Genomic DNA, 14,762 nt, shown 5'->3' with positions numbered 1-14,762 from the left:
GGTTCGCAGCAAGTAGGTTCCGCATCACGATTTCGAAATTTCACGATGCGGGATTTGCGGCGGGTCAGGACTGGATCAGGGCTGGATCAGGGCTAGATCCGCCGCCGCTTGCGGGCCCGGCGGACCAGGGCTGCCGTACCGACCAGCGCGACCGTCGCTCCCGCGGCGCCGAGGCTGGTCGCCGCCTCCTTGCCGCCGAGCCGGCGCCCGGCCACCGCGTGCTTGCCGGCGACCTGCTCCAGCAGCTCGCCCAGCACCTGCTCGTTGCTGAAGACCGGCCGCCAGCCGGCCTCGTGCAGCCGACTGCCGGAGACCACCCACGGGTACATCGTGTACGCGAGGTCGCCCGCCGGAGCCGGGGTGAGACCGAGCCGGTGCAGCCGGGCCGCCGTTCCGAGCGCCAGCGCGGCCGGGAGCTCCATCCGGCGGATGCCGGACAGCGCCTCGACGTCCTCCTGCTCCAGCCAGCCGTCACAGCCGACCGTGACCTCGCCCTCGACCAGGCCGAGCGCCGCGTACTCGAGCGCGGCGGCCAGGTCGTCGACGTGGCAGAACTGCCAGCACGGACGGGAGCCGGCCACCACCAGCAGGCGAGGCGCCTCGAAATGCCTGGTCAGCACGGTGTCGACACCTGGTCCGACGACCACCGCCGGGCGCAGCACGGTGACCTGCAGCCCCGGGTGGGCACGCGGGGCCCGACGGGCGAGCCGCTCGATCTCCAGCAGGTCGCCGACCAGCGACGCCTCCTCCGTGGCGCGCAGCTCCGCGTCCTCGGCGAGCGGCACCTCGTTGTCGGGCAGCGCGCCGTAGACCATCGCGGAGGTGCAGAGCACCACCCGGCTCACACCGGCCGCCGCAGCGGCGGTCAGCACGGTCTGCGCGCCCCTGACGTTGTACGCGCTCCGGGCGCGCGGATCGGTCTCCATGCCGAGATCCATCGCGAGGTGGACCACGACGTCGACCCCGGCCAGGCGCTCGGCCACGGCCGGGTCGCGCACGTCCAGGACCCGCCACTGCGCGCCGGGCACATCACCACGCCGGTCGTCGAGCGCCAGCACCTTCCGTACCGACGGGGAGGCCACCAGGCGCGCGGCGACGCGCTCGCCGAGCACCCCGGCGGCGCCGGTCACGGCCACGGTCAGCGGCTTGCCGCCGTAGGCTGGAGACGGCGAACCCGCGGTAGCAGGGACGTCCTCTTCTCCGGTCTGCCCAGAGCGAACGTCCGAAGGCGGGGAACTCACCGGCCATCCTCCACGGTTAGCTTAAGTGCGTACGTACGAGTGTCACGTACGCACCATCCTGCCCGAGGCGCGGGCCCCGCGGTGCACCCGGCGCGGGTCGGGTCACCGGACAACGTCCGCCCACCGCCCCGAGCACGCACACTTCCCGCCACCCCAGCCGCGTGACGGCCGACCAGATCGAGGACCCCGTGAGCGACGACCTCCCCTTCGGATTCGGCGTTCCGCCAGAGGAGCCCGAGGACAGCAAGGCCAAGCGCGACAAGGAGGGCGGCGACCAGGGCAAGGAGCCCGAGTCCCCCGCTCCCCAGCAGCCGTTCGGCTTCGGCGGCGGCAATCCGTTCGGCGCGCTGTTCGGCATGGGCGGCGCCGGTGCGCCCGGCGGCCCGGCCGGTGCGGACAACCCGTTCGGCGCGATGCTGGGCGGGCTGAACCCCAACGACCTGGGCGCGGCGTTCCAGCAGCTCGGGCAGATGCTCTCGTTCGACGGCGGCCCGGTGAACTGGGAGCTCGCCAAGGACATCGCCCGGCAGACCGTGGTCGCCGAGCCGGTCGAGGGCAAGAGCAAGGACCGGTCGGTGAGCGCCACCGAGCGCTCCGCCGTCGCCGAGGCCGTCCGGCTGGCCGACCTCTGGCTCGACTCCGTCACCGAGTTCCCCTCCGGCGCCGGCACCGCCGTGGCGTGGAGCCGGGCCGAGTGGATCGAGGCCACCCTGCCGGTCTGGAAGGACCTGGTGGACCCGGTCGCCGAGCGGGTCGGCAACGCCATGGGCGGCGTGCTGCCCGAGGAGATGCAGGCCATGGCGGGCCCGCTGATGGGCGTCATGCGGTCGATGGGCGGCGCGATGTTCGGCACCCAGATCGGCCAGGCACTGGGCGCGCTCGCGGCCGAGGTGGTCGGCTCGACCGACGTCGGCCTGCCGCTCGCTCCGGCCGGCAAGGCCGCGCTGCTGCCGCAGAACGTCGCCGAGTTCGGCGAGGGCCTGAGCGTGCCCGCCGACGAGGTCCGGCTCTACCTGGCCCTGCGCGAGGCCGCCCACCAGCGGCTCTTCGCCCACGTGCCGTGGTTGCGGGCCCACCTGTTCGGCGCGGTCGAGGCGTACGCGCGCGGCATCCAGGTGGACACCACCCGGATGGAGGAGCTGGTCGGCCAGCTCGACCCGAGCAACCCCGAGGCGCTCCAGGAGGCGCTCGCGGGCGGCCTGCTGCAGCCCGAGGACACCCCCGCGCAGAAGGCCGCGCTGGCTCGCCTGGAGACCGCCCTCGCGCTGGTCGAGGGCTGGGTCGACGCGGTGGTACACGCCGCCGCCGAGCCGCACCTGCCGCAGGCCGACGCGCTCCGCGAGACGGTCCGCCGCCGCCGGGCCGCCGGCGGCCCCGCCGAGCAGACCTTCGCCACCCTGGTCGGCCTGGAGCTGCGCCCGCGCAGGCTGCGGGACGCCTCGCGGCTGTGGGCCTCGCTGGCCGACGCGCGCGGCGTCGACGGCCGGGACGCGCTCTGGGAGCACCCCGACATGCTGCCGACGGCGGCCGACCTGGACGACCCGGACGGCTTCGTGCACCGCGGCTCCGGCGAGGGCCTGGAGGGCGGCTTCGACTTCGACGCCCTCAACAAGCTGCTCGGCGAGGCGGCGGCCGGCGAGGGCGGCGGTCAGGACAGTGACAAGGCTGACGGCAAGGGCGAGGGCGACACCAAGTAATGACGACGCTGCACACCGACGCCGTCCGGGCCCTGCGTGACTGGTCCGTGGCCGACACCGACCAGGAACAGCTGAGGCTCGACTACCTGACCCACCTCGACGGCCGGCCGGACGGACTCTGGCGCTCCTGCCTGCCCGCCCACATCACCGCCAGCGCGGTCGTGGTCGACCCCTCCGCCGGGCGGGTGCTGCTGACCCTGCACCCCAAGGTCGGGATCTGGCTGCAGATGGGCGGCCACTGCGAACCCGGTGACGAGACGCTCGCCTCGGCCGCCCTCCGCGAGGCCACCGAGGAGTCCGGCATCACGGGCCTCGAACTGCTGACCACCGACGGCCGGCCCACCCCGGTCAAACTCGACCGCCACCAGGTCCGCTGCACCGGCAAGGACCGCCCGGAGAACACCCACCTGGACGTCCAGTACGTCGCCCTGGCCCCCGCCGGAGCCCAGGCGACGATCAGCGAGGAGTCCCTGGACCTCCGCTGGTTCGACTACGACCACCTGCCCGAACTGACGGACACGTCCGTCCGCGACCTGGTCGCCCTGGCCCGAAAGCTCACCCGGTAGGCACCCCGGTCAGTTGCACCCCCAGGGGCGCGAGGCCCTGCTTGCTCAACTGCGCGCGCGACCAAGCACGACGCACGTGCACGGTTGGGCCACGGTTCCCCGCGCCCCGTTCAGGTTGTCCTGATCTGTCAGCCGCAAGGCTCTGCCTCGCCACCCCGGGCCCCCGGGATGTGCGGGAGGCGCGCGGCGGAGGCCACGCCCTCCAGGTAACCCCGCGCCCGCTCGGTGCGCGGGTACGCCTCCAGCAGGGCCCAGAAGCGCGGGCCGTGGTCCGGCACGAGCAGGTGCGCCAGCTCGTGCAGCAGCACGTAGTCGATCACGTACTGGGGCATCCCCTGCAGGCGGTGCGAGAGCCTGATGGTGCGCTCGCTCGGGGTGCAGGAGCCCCAGCGGGAGTTCTGGTTGGTCACCCAGCGGACCTGGTCGGCCTTCGCCCGGCCGGACAGATGGGCGTCGGACAGTTCGCGGGCCCTGGCGGCGAGGGCGTCGTCCCCCAGCACCCGGCGGCTCTCCTGCGCGGCCAGCCGGTCGAGCATCTGCGCCACCCAGCGCTGCTCCTCGGCGTGCGACATCCGGGCCGGGATCAGCACGATGGTGCGGTCGCCCTCGCGGTACGCGGAGACCGTACGGCTGCGGCGCGCGCTGCGCCGGACCTCGACCGTCGAGCTGTCCACGGCCGGCTCGGGACCGGGCAGGCCACCGGCCGCTGGAGTGGGCTCGGGGGTCGCGGGACGCGCCCGAGAACTCGGCGTCGCGACTCCTGGCCCAGCGGCTGCACGGGCACGCCGACGCGACACCGACGGATGGGAGTCCCGTTCGGCTGCCATGTCACAGGACGTTACCCGGTACCTCTGACAGATGTCCGCTGCCATGGCCGAATTCTTCCCGGAGCGATCGTGAACGAAAGCTCCGCCACCGGGTTGTCCACAGGCCGCGCGGGACGATCGTCCGATCATGCTCCCGGGGCTGTGGACAACCGCGCCCACCGGTCCTCGGGGATCGGGCATCCTTCCCTCACATCGCACCGCGACCCTCGCACCGCGAGCCTCGATTCCGACCTCGACTGCGACCTCGACTGCGACCTCGACTGCGACCTCGATTGCGAACGGAGGACCGCCCATGCGCCCGATGCTCAAACCCGCACTCTCCCGCCTCTGGCGGGACCGGGACACCCTGCAGTTCGGCACCGTCCGCCACCACGCCCGAGTGGTCGAGGACGTCGGCCAGCCCGTCGCCGCCTTCCTGGAGCTGCTGGACGGCACCCGGGATCGGACGGCCCTGCTGGAGGCCGGCGAACGCCTCGGCCTCGGCGGCGGCCTGGCCGAGCAGCTGCTCGCCTCACTGGAGGAGGGTGGTCTGCTGGACGACGCCGAAGCCGCCGCCGAGGCGCTGGCGCAGTACCCCCGGCCGCAGCAGGGGCTGCTCGCCCCCGACGTGGCCTCGCTCTCCCTCGTGCATCCGGCGCCGGGCGAGGCACCGGCGGTGCTCCGGGGCAGGTCGCGGGCCCGGGTGGAGATCCGGGGCGCGGGGCGGGTGGGCACCGCGATCGGCGCGGTGCTCTCGGCCGGCGGAGTCGGCTCGGTCAGCCTGGTCGACCGGGGGCGGGTCTCGGCCCGGGACTGCTCACCGGCGGGCTACCCGCCGACCGATATCGGCCGCCTGAGGACCACCGCCGCCCGCGAGGCGGTGCACCGGGCGGGCGGCGCGCCTGCGGGCGAACGGCAGCGCCGTACCCCGGGCGGCGAACCGCCACCGGCGCTGGTGGTGCTGGCTCCACGGGACGGCAGCGGAGCCTTCACCGGCACGGCGACCGAATCCCAGCAGCTGATGCGGGCCGGAGTGCCGCACCTGTATGTCGGCGTGCTGGAGCACCTCGGGATCGTCGGACCGCTGGTCCTGCCCGGTGCCTCGGCCTGCGGCAGCTGCGCCACCCTGACCCGGCGGGACGAGGACGAGGCCTGGCCGAGGCTGCTGGCCCAGCTCGCCGACGACGGCCCGGGCCGCCCCCGCTCCCCCGCCTGCGACGGCGCGTTGGCCACCGCCGTGGCGGGCCTGGCCGCGTTGCACGTCCAGCTCTACCTGGACGGCGGGCGCCCGCCCAGCGTGGACGGCTGGTGCGAGGTGTCCGCAGCCGACGGCATGGCCCGGCGGCTCCGGCTGCGCAGCCATCCCGACTGCGGCTGCCTCTGGCAGTCGGTGCCGCAGCAACCCACGGCGCACGTCACGACGCAGGCCCTGGCGCAACCCACGGCCCGAAATTCGGCTCGAAACACGGCTCGTCCCGAGCAGGCGCACCCACGCTGACCTGCGCCCCCGGCCTCTCCCGCAAGCCCCCACGCCCGCCCGCCGACGGGCTACCCGACGTATTCGACGGAAGCGGCCCCGGATGCGGGCACAATGGCGTAGTGACCACCGTCCTCCGGCCTTCCGCGGCCGTCTGGACATCTGACTGGAGGCCCGGGTGAGCGATCTTCCGCGCAAGGCAGTGACCCGTACCGCACGGCTCGCCGCCCTGCCGCTCGGGATAGCCGGACGCGCCACGCTGGGGCTCGGCCGGCGGATCGGCGGACGTTCGGCGGAGGTGGTCACCGCCGAACTCCAGCAGGCCACCGCCGATCAGCTCTTCAAGGTCCTCGGCGAGTTGAAGGGCGGTGCGATGAAGTTCGGGCAGGTGCTGTCCGTCTTCGAGGCCGCCCTGCCCGAGGAGGTCGCCGGGCCCTACCGGGCCGCCCTGACGAAGCTTCAGGACGCCGCGCCCCCGATGCCCGCCACCAAGGTGCACGCCGCGCTGGCCGAACGGCTGGGCAAGGACTGGCGCAAGAAGTTCAGGAGCTTCGACGACCGCCCGGCCGCCGCCGCCTCGATCGGACAGGTGCACCGGGCCGTCTGGCGTGACGGGCGCGTGGTCGCCGTCAAGGTGCAGTACCCGGGCGCGGGTGAGGCGCTGCTCTCCGACCTCAACCAGCTCAGCCGGGTCGCCTGGCTGCTCGGCCCGCTCATTCCCGGCCTGGACATCAAGCCGCTCATCAACGAACTGCGGGACCGGGTCGCCGAGGAGCTGGACTACGAGCTGGAGGCCGAGGCGCAGCGCCGCCACGCCGAGGTGTTCGCCGACGATCCGGACATCACGGTGCCCGGCGTGGTCGCCCAGGCCGACCAGGTGCTGGTCACCGAGTGGCTGGACGGCACCCCGCTCGCCGAGGTGATCTCGGGCGGCACGCCCGAGGAGCGCGACCGGGCCGGGCAGCTGCTGGCCCGCTTCCTGTTCGCCGGCCCGTCCCGGACGGGGCTGCTGCACGCCGACCCGCACCCCGGGAACTTCCGGTTGATCAAGGACGACGGTCCCGCGTCTGGCTGGCGGCTCGGGGTGCTCGACTTCGGCACCGTCGACCGGCTGCCGGACGGCCTGCCCGCCCCGATCGGCAACGCACTGCGGATGGCCCTGGCCGGGGACTCCGCCGGGGTCCTGGACATGCTGCGCGAGGAGGGCTTCGTCAAGCCCTCGATCGCGCTGGACCCGGCCGCCGTGCTCGACTACCTGCTGCCGATCATCGAGCCGGCCACCGTGGAGACCTTCCACTTCACCCGGTCCTGGATGCGCTCCCAGGCCACCCGGATCGCCGACCCGCGCTCCCCCGCCTACAACCTCGGCAAGCAGCTGAACCTGCCGCCCGCGTACCTGCTGATACACCGGGTCACCCTCAGCACCATCGGCGTGCTCTGCCAGCTGGGCGCGAACGCCCCCTTCCGGGCCGAGATGCTGGAGTGGCTGCCGGGCTTCGCGGAGCAGCCCGAGACCGCCGAGAGCTGACGACCGGCCACACGCCTGAACACTGATGGCCCTTGAACACTGATGGCCGTTCCCCTCCGAGAGGGGAACGGCCATCAGTGTTCAAGGGTGATGCTCGACCGGGCGGGCCCGGCTTACATCATGGCGAGGACGAGCGCCTTGCGGGCCCGCAACGAGGCGCGCTCGGCGCGCCGCCGCAGCCTGACGGCCCGGGCGACCCGGACGGCCATTCGTTCGTGCTCGGCCTCCTGGAGGCGTTCTTGCATATGGGCACGGGCCAGGTTTTCTTGCAGGAGATGCATCTCGCGGGTCCTGTTCTGGATCTGAAGTTCGGTGGTCTGCTCGGCGCGGACGGTCGGATCGATGACGGCGGGGTTCATGTGGTGGTCCTGCTCGTGGTGCGTGCTCGGGAACGGACGGGAGAGTGCTGCATCCGCCTTGGCGGCGGCGATACGGACTGAGTGGCGCAGTGTGCTGTCCAGCGAGGGGTGGTGTCCCCTGCGGACCGCCGCTGCGTGGATCGCGGGGTTCACGCCATGACCTCGGTCTTGCGCGGACGGCCCCGGGGCCGCTTGCGGGCAACGACGACACCCTGGACGAAGAGCTCGCCACCCCAGACGCCCCACGGCTCGCGCCGCTCCAGCGCGCCGGCCAGGCAGGTCTCCTTGACCGGGCAGGTGCCGCAGAGCGACTTCGCGTACTCGACGTCAGCCGGCGTCTCCGCGAAGAAGACCTCCGGGTCGAAGGCGCGGCACGGGATGGTGAGACCGAGGGCCTCGGCGTCGTTCACGGTGAGCTGCATAAGGGATACCTCCGGAGGGTCGGCCTGGTCGGCCTGGGTGAGCTTGTCTGTCGGTACGGACGGGAGTGGCGGCGTGATGACCGTTGACACTGTGGGTGTTCCTCGTCTTCTTCTCTGTGGTTCCGGTCCAGCCGGCTGGTTGGGCTGGACCGGAGGCCCCGAAGGGCCAGGGTGGTCTGACGTACCGGACAAACAGAAGGGCCGCGGATCCCGGTGTACGGGTTCCGCGGCCCTGGAGGCTCCGACCTGAGGCTTACTCAGGTCCGTTCTCTCCAGGGTTGAGGCCCGCGGTAGGCCCGAATCCGGACGGCCATGGCTCCCATAAAGGCGGCCTCGGCCTTGTTGATCTGCTGCTCGTCCTGCTTCTTGGCTTCTCCGGCACCGATGACCCGCGCATAGTCGCCATGCTTGGCGGCCGCTACTGCTGCCTTCGATGCCTGGATCGGTCGCTCGCTGCGCAGCTCGCGCCCGCCGTCGAACGTTGCCCAGTCGTTGGACAGACCTGCCTCGACGGATCCGGCATCAGTGTTGCCAAGACCACTGACACTCGTGAGAGCGGCAACGGTGGTGACAGCGGAGACACCGGTGGCGTCGAGACCCAGACCATTACCGGCAAGGACGACCACGCCACGCAGGAGCGCAGTGTCAACTGCGACGCCGAGCGAAGACGTGTCGGACGAGATGCCGGTGCTGCCGAACAGCGCGGGGGCGCACGAGGGCAGGGCGATAACGGTCTGGCCAGTCACTTTGGTGATCATCGTCATGGTTTCCACTGTCTTCGCCTCCTCTCGGCGTCTCGCGGCGCCCAGTCGCCCGGGCTCCGGTGTTCGGATGTTTGGATGGTCAAGCAGGTCGTACGTCAAGCGGGTGGTACTCGAGCAGGTCGTGCTGATGGTGCGCATGGGGAAGCTGCTTCAGGAGTGACCCCGTGCAGCTTGCGATCTCGTCTCCTTGACCGCTCCGGCAGGCTATTGCGCTCCATGCACGGCGCGCAAACTATTTTTCCGGCGAGTTTCAAGGAGAACCTCAGAAACCGTTCAGGCGGGCTCTACGGACTCCCCCTGCACCTCCCCCGGGACATCCTCCACCGGCTCCGCCACCGACTCCTCGGCGGACTCGTCCGGCAGTTCCTCCCCAGCACACAACGACAGCACGGCGGCACCGTACTTGTCCAGCTTCATGGCGCCGACGCCCGAGATGACGGCGAGTTCGCGCTCGTTGGCGGGCACGTCCTCGGCGATCGCCATCAGGGTCGCGTCGGTGAAGACCACGTAGGCCGGGGCACCCTGCTTCCTGGCCTGCCCGGCGCGCCACTCGCGCAGCCGCTCGAACAGCGCCTCGTCCATCGAGGACGGGCAGCTCTCGCAGCGGCGCAGTTTGCGCTCCACCGCCTCGGTGAGGGTCTTGTCGCAGACCCGGCACTTGACCGGCCCCCGCGCCTTGCGCGGCGCCGAGCGCTCCGCACCGAACTCGACGCCCCCACGACCGCCCCGCGAGCGCGGGCCGGAGGCGCTGGAGCCGGGCCGCAGCCCGTCCAGGAAGCGCGTCGGCTTTCGGCTCGCCCGACCGCCCGGGGAGCGCGAGAGCGCCCAGGAGAGCGAGAGGTGCACCCGGGCCCTGGTCACCCCGACGTAGAGCAGCCGGCGCTCCTCCTCGACCTGCTCGTCGGTCTTGGCGTAGATGATCGGCAGCGTGCCCTCGGTGAGCCCGACCAGGAACACCGCGTCCCACTCCAGGCCCTTGGCGGCGTGCAGCGAGGCCAGCGTGACGCCCTCGACGGCGGGGGCGTGCTGGGCGGCCGCGCGGGCGTCGAGCTCGCCCACGTACGCCGAGAGGTCCGCCGGCGCCCCCGCCAGGACGCGGGCGGCCTCGAACTCCTCGGAGAGCCGGACCAGCGCCGACAGCGACTCCCACCGCTCGCGGACGGTGCCGGAGCCGGCCGGCGGGTTCGGGGTGAAGCCCCGGCTGGCCAGCACCGCGCGGACCTGGCCGGCCAGGTCGGGCGCGTCCGCGGTGAGCGGGTCGGAGCCGGCCCGGGCGGCGCCCCGGAGCAGCATCACGGCGTCCCGGACCTCGGAACGTTCGAAGAACCGCTCGGCGCCCTTGAGCTGGTACGAGATGCCGAGGTCCGCGAGTGCCTGCTCGTAGACCTCGGACTGGCCGTTGGTACGGAACAGCACCGCGATCTCGCTGGCCCGGACGCCCTGGGCGAGCAGGTCCTTGATCCGGTACGCGGTGGTCTCGGCCTCGGTCGGCTCGTCGGCGTACTCGGTGTAGACCGGCTCGGGGCCGCCCTCGCGCTGCGAGATCAGCTCCAGCCGGTGCTGCGCGGCCTGGCCGTGCGCCTTGGCCAGCAGGCCGTTCGCGAGGTGCACCACCTGCGGGGTGGAGCGGTAGTCGCGGACCAGCTTCACCACGGTGGCCTCGGGGTGGCGGGTACGGAAGTTCAGCAGGTAGTCGGGGGTGGCGCCGGTGAAGGAGTAGATGGTCTGGCTGGCGTCGCCGACCACGCAGAGGCTGGCGCCGCCGCCCGTCCACTGGTCCAGCAGGCGCTGCTGGAGCGGGGAGACGTCCTGGTACTCGTCCACCGTGAAGTGGCGGTACTGGGCGCGGACCCGATCGGCGATCTCCGGGCGGTCCTCCAGGATCGCGGCGGTGAGCAGCAGCACGTCCTCGAAGTCGATCACGCCCCGGTCGCGCTTGGTCTGTTCGTAGGTCGCGTAGACCCGGGCGATCTCGGACGGGTCACGTGGGGCGTCGCGGCCGGTCTTGACCACGGCGGCCGGGTAGTCGTCCGGCACGATCTGGGTGACCTTGGCCCACTCGATCTCGGCCGTGAGGTCGCGCAGCTCGGTGCGCTGGACGCGCAGCCCGCTGCGGCCCGCCGCCTCGGCGACCAGCTGCACCTTGCGCTCCAGCAGCCGGGGCACCTCGCCGCCGATGGCGCGCGGCCAGAAGTACTGGAGCTGGCGCAGCGCGGCCGCGTGGAAGGTACGGGCCTGGACGCCTTCGGCGCCGAGCTCGCGCAGCCGTCCGCGCATCTCACCGGCGGCGCGGGCCGTGAAGGTCACGGCGAGCACCTGCTGCGGCTGGTAGACGCCGCTGCGCACGCCGTAGGCGATCCGGTGGGTGATGGCGCGGGTCTTGCCCGTCCCGGCGCCCGCGAGGACGCACACGGGCCCGTGCAGGGCGGTGGCGACGGCCCGCTGCTCGGGGTCCAGGCCGGCCAGCACTGCGTCGGCGCCGATCGGCGGGCCGCCGGCGGAGGTGTCGTACGGGCCACGGTCGAAACCGGCCAGAAGCTCTTCCTGCATGCGGACCATCCTCTCAGTCCGCCGGGTCGGGTCACCCGGTACCGGGATCCTGACAGGGTCGGCAGCGGTTCTGCCGGGAGTTGTCCACAGGCCCGGCGGGATCAGCGGATAATCTTCGCGCGGACCGGCGCGTGGCACTCCCCGCACGCCCGGCGTACGAGGAATGTCCGACGCACGCGGGACGTTCTCGACTCCGACCGTACGCCCCTCCCGAAGGAGACCACCGCGATGTCCGGCAGTGTGACGATGTACAGCACGACCTGGTGCGGGTACTGCAACCGACTCAAGAGCCAGATGGACCGCGAGAACATCGGCTACACGGTGATCAACATCGAGGAGGACCCGGCGTCGGCCTCCTACGTGGAGTCCGTCAACAACGGCAACCAGGTCGTGCCGACGGTGATCGTCGAGCCGACGGGCGGCGGCGAGCGGGTCGTGATGACCAACCCGAGCCTGCGCCAGGTCCAGGCCGCACTGGCGAGCTGACCCGAAGCCGCCTTCGCGGTACCCGGTGGCTCCGGACCTCACCGGTCCGGAGCCACCGGCACGCCCTGCGCGGCCGCGCCCTGGGCCGGGACGCTCGGCCCCACGAGGTTTCGCGCCCCGAGCTCGCCCAAGCCGTACACCAGCCGGCAGCGGTCCGCCGAGTAGCGCGTCTCGATCACCCGCACCGGCCCGCGCAGGTCGTACGTGACGCGGGTCTGCACCAGCAGCGGCACGCCCGGGCCGCCCTGGAACCACGCCGACTCCTCCGGCCCCGGCATCCGGGAGACCAGGTGGTCGACCCCGCCGATCTCCGTCCGCCCGAGGGCCGACAGCACCGCCTCGTCCCCGCCCGGCACCGGGTCGGGCTCCATCAGCGGCGTACCCGCCGCCAGGCCGGCCCGGTAGTGGCTCTCCTCGATCGAGTACGGCTCGCGGTCGATCAGCCGCAGCTGACGGCGGACCACCACCGCCTCGCCCGGCCGCAGCCCGAGCCGTTCGGCGATGTCGACCCGGGCCCGCACGATGAGCATCTCGAAGTCGACCGTCAACTCCCGACCCGCCGCGCGTGCCTCTTTCGTGTACACCTCGGTCGGCCCGGCCAGGCAGTCCGGTCGGCCGGGGACGAAGGCGGGCCCGTAGGCGCGGTGATCGAGCACAGGGTGGTCCTTGAGGTAGGTGCCCTTGCCCTGGAGCCGGATCAGCCGCCCCTCGTTGACCAGCACGTCCACCGCCAGCCGGACGGTGTTCCGGGCTACGCCGTAGTGCTGCTCGAGTTCGGTCTCGACCGGCAGCGCGGCGTCACTGCGCCACTCGCCGGACGCGATGCGGCGACGCAGGTCTGCGGCCAGCCGCTGGTACTTGGGGGATTGGGCACTGCCCCGGGGGATTGTCACCCGAGTGAATGTAGCGATCGGGCTTGCGTGATTTCAGCTAAACCGGCCAATATTGGCCGGGATTGGGGATTCCGGGATTGATCCCACCCAGCTCGGTCGAACTGGCTACGATCACCCTCGCCCGGACTTCAACCTCGAGGCAGTTCAGTCCGAAGCACGGTAGTTCGAAGCACTGCGGCTCGACGTACTCCAGCCTGACTCACTTCAGCTCGACGCACTTCAGTCCGACGCACTTCAGCGATGCACTTCAGCCCGATTGCACTCCAGCTCGATTGCGGCCGCTCGGCGACACCGTCGCCGAATCGGGCGGCGCATTCCATCCAGCACTCCCCGGGGGCGGACCCATGCCCGTAACCAGAGCGGCGCGCCAGTTCAACGCGCGGCAGACCGAGAAGCAGCGCACCGCCCCCGCCGGGGCCGAGCGCCGACCCGGCCGGACTCTCGAAGCCGCCGACCACGGCGCGTGGTCGGCGACCGCCACCTTCCCACCGCAACCGTGCAACGTCGGCCGGGCCCGTCGGTTGACCCGGACGGCACTCGCCGCCTGGGGCGCCGCCCGGTTGGCCGACAGCGCCGAACTCCTGGTGTCCGAGCTGGTCACCAACTCCCTCCGGTACGGCCACGGGGCGATCTCGCTCACCCTGGCGCTCACCGACAGTGCCCTGCAGATCTCCGTGGCGGACTTCGGGCGCGGCCTGCCGCAGGCCCGCGACGCCGCCGAGGAGGACTCGCACGGGCGGGGTCTGGCGATCGTCACGGCCATCTGCGAGCAGTGGACGGTGACCACCCGGCTGACCGGGAAGACCGTCAGCTGCTGGCTCGATCTGGCGCAGTACCCCGAAGAAGCTCCGGCGCAAGCTCCCGCGCACGCTCCGGCAGAGGATCTTCCGCAGTAGCAGGATCCGTCGCGGTAAACAGTAAAAGAGAGCAGAAAAGGGGCGCGCGGCCATAACCGCGCGCCCCTTTTTCACACCTACCAGCGGGCCGCCGGAGGAAGCGGTTCGCCGTACCAGAGTTCGACCAGATGACGGGCGATCGAAATTCCGGACGGCGGCAGGATCTCCCCCGCCGCCATTCCGGCCCGCAACTCCTCGCGGGAGAACCAGCGCGCCTCGGCCAGTTCCTCGCCGTCCACCGTGATCGCGGTGCCCGCCGGATCGGCCGTCCCCATGAAGCCCAGCATCAGGCTGGACGGGAAGGGCCACGGCTGGCTGGCCACATAGCCGACTTCGGCGACCCGGACCCCGGCCTCCTCGAAGACCTCGCGGGCCACCGCCTGCTCGAGCGACTCGCCCGGCTCGACGAAGCCCGCCAGGGTGGACCAGCGTCCCTCCGGCCAGATCGCCTGCCGGCCCAGCAGGCAGCGGTCCCGGTCGTCGGTGATCAGCATGATCACCGCCGGGTCGGTCCTCGGGTAGTGCTCCGCCGCGCAGGAGGTGCAGCGGCGGACGTGCCCGGCCCCGGCCTTCTCGGTCGGGTGCCCGCAGCGGGAGCAGAAGCTGTGCAGCCGGTGCCAGTGCTCCAGCGCCACGGCGTGCACCAGCAGCCCGGCGTCGCGGTCGGAGAGCATCGCGCCCACCTCGCGCAGCCCGGCCGGACGGGCGTCGCCGTCCAGCCGGCCCGGCAGGCTGTCGCCGGCCAGCGCGAAGTAGGAGGTGCCGTCCTCGTCCGTGCCGAGGAAGAAGCGGTCCCCCGTCTCCGGCGCCTCGAAGGAGGGCAGCAGCACCAGCTCGGTGCCCCGCTCGGTGTCGACCACGAACGCCTCGCCGCCGGAGATCGGCAGCACCTTGGTGCTCGGGTGGCTCCAGGCGGCGGCCAGCCACGGTTCGTCGAACCGGTGCTGCGCGGCCCGCTCCACCCCGGCCCGGGCCAGCGCGAGGTGCCTCGCGCCCTTGCCCGCCAGGCTGTCCTCAGCTTCGGCCTCTGTAACGCCAGGCACTGTTACGTCAGGCACTGTGCTCAACTCGGTTCCC

The 14,762-nt window shown here is 72.3% G+C and carries 14 protein-coding genes; 6 read left to right on the top strand and 8 right to left on the bottom strand.

Annotation, left to right across the window (positions count from 1 at the left end; genetic code table 11):
• Positions 1 to 92: 92 nt before the first annotated feature.
• Complete coding sequence (locus P3T29_RS05855) at positions 93 to 1,142, bottom strand: NAD-dependent epimerase/dehydratase family protein (protein WP_280715365.1); 1,050 nt, start codon at positions 1,140 to 1,142, stop codon at positions 93 to 95.
• Between the two features lie 260 nt (positions 1,143 to 1,402).
• Between P3T29_RS05855 and P3T29_RS05850 the strand changes: the two genes are divergently transcribed.
• Both P3T29_RS05850 and P3T29_RS05845 read left to right on the top strand, forming a co-directional pair.
• The gene (locus P3T29_RS05850) at positions 1,403 to 2,938 is read left to right on the top strand and encodes a zinc-dependent metalloprotease (RefSeq protein WP_280715199.1); all 1,536 of its coding nucleotides are present in this window, start codon (positions 1,403 to 1,405) and stop codon (positions 2,936 to 2,938) included.
• Positions 2,938 to 3,504, top strand: coding sequence for an NUDIX hydrolase (locus tag P3T29_RS05845; protein WP_280715198.1), 567 nt, complete (start codon positions 2,938 to 2,940; stop codon positions 3,502 to 3,504). The genes P3T29_RS05850 and P3T29_RS05845 overlap by 1 nt, the downstream gene beginning before the upstream one ends.
• A 128-nt stretch (positions 3,505 to 3,632) precedes the next feature.
• On the opposite strand, the gene P3T29_RS05840 is transcribed toward P3T29_RS05845, so the two are convergent.
• Positions 3,633 to 4,178 carry a SprT-like domain-containing protein gene (locus P3T29_RS05840; protein ID WP_348532796.1) on the bottom strand — a complete coding sequence of 182 codons (546 nt, stop codon included), beginning with the start codon at positions 4,176 to 4,178 and terminating at the stop codon, positions 3,633 to 3,635.
• A gap of 445 nt (positions 4,179 to 4,623) precedes the next feature.
• Between P3T29_RS05840 and P3T29_RS05835 the strand changes: the two genes are divergently transcribed.
• Both P3T29_RS05835 and P3T29_RS05830 read left to right on the top strand, forming a co-directional pair.
• On the top strand, positions 4,624 to 5,808 hold the full coding sequence (locus P3T29_RS05835; RefSeq protein ID WP_280715197.1) for a ThiF family adenylyltransferase: 1,185 nt from the start codon (positions 4,624 to 4,626) through the stop codon (positions 5,806 to 5,808).
• Between the two features lie 157 nt (positions 5,809 to 5,965).
• Positions 5,966 to 7,315 carry an AarF/ABC1/UbiB kinase family protein gene (locus P3T29_RS05830; RefSeq protein WP_280715196.1) on the top strand — a complete coding sequence of 450 codons (1,350 nt, stop codon included), beginning with the start codon at positions 5,966 to 5,968 and terminating at the stop codon, positions 7,313 to 7,315.
• 113 nt (positions 7,316 to 7,428) lie between these two features.
• Here P3T29_RS05830 and P3T29_RS05825 read toward each other — a convergent pair whose 3' ends face one another.
• The 4 genes from P3T29_RS05825 to P3T29_RS05810 all read right to left on the bottom strand — a co-directional run bounded on the left by P3T29_RS05825 (position 7,429) and on the right by P3T29_RS05810 (position 11,329).
• Entirely contained in the window at positions 7,429 to 7,827 is a 399-nt protein-coding gene (locus tag P3T29_RS05825; RefSeq protein WP_280715195.1) for a hypothetical protein, read from the bottom strand.
• Positions 7,824 to 8,186 carry a WhiB family transcriptional regulator gene (locus tag P3T29_RS05820; protein WP_280715194.1) on the bottom strand — a complete coding sequence of 121 codons (363 nt, stop codon included), beginning with the start codon at positions 8,184 to 8,186 and terminating at the stop codon, positions 7,824 to 7,826. Before P3T29_RS05820 ends, P3T29_RS05825 begins: the two co-directional genes overlap by 4 nt.
• Positions 8,187 to 8,353: 167 nt before the next feature.
• Positions 8,354 to 8,860 carry a hypothetical protein gene (locus tag P3T29_RS05815; protein ID WP_280715193.1) on the bottom strand — a complete coding sequence of 169 codons (507 nt, stop codon included), beginning with the start codon at positions 8,858 to 8,860 and terminating at the stop codon, positions 8,354 to 8,356.
• Between the two features lie 273 nt (positions 8,861 to 9,133).
• Positions 9,134 to 11,329, bottom strand: coding sequence for an ATP-dependent DNA helicase UvrD2 (locus P3T29_RS05810; protein ID WP_280715363.1), 2,196 nt, complete (start codon positions 11,327 to 11,329; stop codon positions 9,134 to 9,136).
• A 309-nt stretch (positions 11,330 to 11,638) separates the two neighbouring features.
• Between P3T29_RS05810 and P3T29_RS05805 the strand changes: the two genes are divergently transcribed.
• The gene (locus P3T29_RS05805; RefSeq protein WP_280715192.1) at positions 11,639 to 11,896 is read left to right on the top strand and encodes a mycoredoxin; all 258 of its coding nucleotides are present in this window, start codon (positions 11,639 to 11,641) and stop codon (positions 11,894 to 11,896) included.
• Positions 11,897 to 11,934: 38 nt separating this feature from the next.
• Here the strand turns inward: P3T29_RS05805 and P3T29_RS05800 are convergent, their stop codons facing one another.
• Complete coding sequence (locus tag P3T29_RS05800; RefSeq protein ID WP_280715191.1) at positions 11,935 to 12,789, bottom strand: GntR family transcriptional regulator; 855 nt, start codon at positions 12,787 to 12,789, stop codon at positions 11,935 to 11,937.
• 344 nt (positions 12,790 to 13,133) lie between these two features.
• Here P3T29_RS05800 and P3T29_RS05795 point away from each other — a divergent pair, with 344 nt between their 5' ends.
• Entirely contained in the window at positions 13,134 to 13,685 is a 552-nt protein-coding gene (locus P3T29_RS05795) for an ATP-binding protein (RefSeq protein WP_280715190.1), read from the top strand.
• Positions 13,686 to 13,762: 77 nt separating this feature from the next.
• Here the strand turns inward: P3T29_RS05795 and nudC are convergent, their stop codons facing one another.
• Complete coding sequence (gene nudC / locus P3T29_RS05790) at positions 13,763 to 14,728, bottom strand: NAD(+) diphosphatase (RefSeq protein WP_280715189.1); 966 nt, start codon at positions 14,726 to 14,728, stop codon at positions 13,763 to 13,765.
• Between the last annotated feature and the right edge of the window lie 34 nt (positions 14,729 to 14,762).

This window comes from Kitasatospora sp. MAP5-34 (genome assembly GCF_029894335.1).
GTDB lineage: Bacteria > Actinomycetota > Actinomycetes > Streptomycetales > Streptomycetaceae > Kitasatospora.
This window is presented reverse-complemented; position numbering and strand designations above follow the sequence as displayed.